Source organism: Ideonella azotifigens, from assembly GCF_006519715.1.
In the GTDB taxonomy this organism is placed as follows: Bacteria; Pseudomonadota; Gammaproteobacteria; order Burkholderiales; family Burkholderiaceae_C; genus Ideonella; species Ideonella azotifigens.
The window spans coordinates 1-1,725 of sequence record NZ_VIDT01000932.1 but is presented as its reverse complement, the minus strand read 5'-3'; the positions used below and the strand labels follow the sequence as shown (position 1 = coordinate 1,725).

The following is a 1,725-nucleotide window of genomic DNA, read 5'->3' as shown; positions in this document are numbered from 1 at the left end:
GAAGGCATGGGGCGATTCTCGTCGCCTGCGCCGGCAGCTTTGCCGGACCAACCCTGCGCGGAGGCGGGAATGCACCCGGCTGGTGGCCCTTTCCGCCCGCTTTCGTAGGAGTTGTTCGGAATCCGGGAAGGATTCGAGGGCGGGCCACCGCTTCAATCACTCCGGCAAGTTGAAGAGGACTTGTTGACGCTGTCCAGCGCGCCGCCGTGCCGTGCCGAGTCAGGCATGCACCGGCGCCTGCATCCCTTTTTCCCATTTGCATGGAGCACATCATCATGTCGGTGAATCAAATTTGGGGCCGTCTGGCCCTGGGGTCTCTCTTGTCGGTGCTGGCCGCCTGCGGCGGCGGCGGTGGCGATGACGACAAGAGCAGCGGCAGCGGGCAATCCCTCGACGTCGCAGGGACCTGGGACATTGCCGAAACCAAGGGCAGCAACAACTGTGGCGACCCGGTGGGCGAAAAGACGCTCTACAGCGTCACCATCCAGCAGACCGGCAATTCGCTGAAGCTGCAGACCGAAGACGGGCAGGTGTTCAACGGCTCGATCCAGACGGACACCGTGGAATGGACCGGCAGCTATCCCGAAGAGGGCGGCACCACCACCTTGAACGAGCTGAAGGTGACGGTGACCTCGGATGCCAAGAGCCTCAGCGGGTCTTCCTCCTGGACCTGGACCAAAGGCAGTGAATCCTGCTCCGGAACCACGGAGGTGAGCGGCACCCGAGCGGCGTCCTGAAGCTCAGGGCTTGCCGGGATCGCCCAGGCAGCTGCGGCGCAGTTCGATGGCCTTGCGTGTCTGCGGGTGCGCATCGCCTGCGGTGCGCTGCAGAAACGGGATGGCCTGGTCGAAGTTGGCGCGAGCCTGCTCGGCCTGGCCGACATGGCATTGGGCTTCGGCGAGTGCGGACTGCATGACCCCGCGCCGGGAATCGTCCGCGGGCAAGGCCTTGCTCGCCAGTTCCCAGGTGCGGCTGTGCCAGCGCAGAGCTTCGTTCCAGCGCTTGAGCTGGGCCAGGCTGCCGCCCACGTGGTACGCCGCGACCAGCGTCTCCGGGTGCGACTCGCCGTCCAGGCGCTTGTCCACCTCGTGCACATGCTCGAAGAGGGGCAAGGCATCCGCGCTGCGGCCGCTGTGTTCATACAGCACACCCAGGTTGACCGTCAGCACGCGGGTGTTCGGCGCTTCTTCGCCAAAGCGGCGCCGCAGGATCTCCAGCACGCGCCGGTACTCGGCCTCCGCCTCGCCAAACCGCTGCAGGCTTTCATAGACGCCAGCCAACTCGCCGCCCGCGGTGAGGGTGAGGTCGTGTTCCTCGCCCAGTGTTTCGCGGGCCAGGGACGTGGCGCGTGCCAGGATTGGCAGCGCCTCGGGGTTGCGGTCGGCCCGCTCGTAGCCTTCCCCGAGCCCGATCAAGGCCCGGACCAGCCGCGCATCGCGCGGGCCGTAGAGGGCGGTCTGTCGTTGCAGCAGGTCGCTGAACGCCTGGATGGCAGCGTCGCCGCGGTTGGCGACCACGTAGGCCTCGCCCAGGCGGCCGAGGAAGGCCTCGATGCGGTCGGGCTGTTCGGCTGCCAGCGCCTGGTAGGCGCCGCGCTGCGCCTCCATGGCCTGGATTGCCGCGGTGTAGTGGCCTGCCCGGAAGTCCAGCCAGGCGAGCGCGGTCGCCAGTCCGAGCGCCGTGTCTGCCGCCAGAGGCGCGCGTGAACCCAGGTCCTTGGCCTCC

General features: G+C 67.7%; 2 protein-coding genes. One reads left to right on the top strand and one right to left on the bottom strand.

The features are described from left to right. Nucleotides 1–275: 275 nt before the first annotated feature. Nucleotides 276–737: a hypothetical protein gene (locus tag FKP22_RS29360; RefSeq protein ID WP_141291718.1), complete on the top strand. Its 462-nt coding sequence runs from the start codon at nucleotides 276–278 to the stop codon at nucleotides 735–737. A gap of 3 nt (nucleotides 738–740) precedes the next feature. Here FKP22_RS29360 and FKP22_RS29355 read toward each other — a convergent pair. Then, nucleotides 741–1,725 (bottom strand): tetratricopeptide repeat protein (locus tag FKP22_RS29355; RefSeq protein ID WP_141291716.1); only part of this gene is annotated, 985 nt, incomplete at its 5' end.

Bases quoted from the DNA above. Each gene is read 5' to 3' on its own strand.
- FKP22_RS29360 (WP_141291718.1), top strand. From the start codon at position 276: ATGTCGGTGAATCAAATTTGGGGCCGTCTGGCCCTGGGGTCTCTCTTG.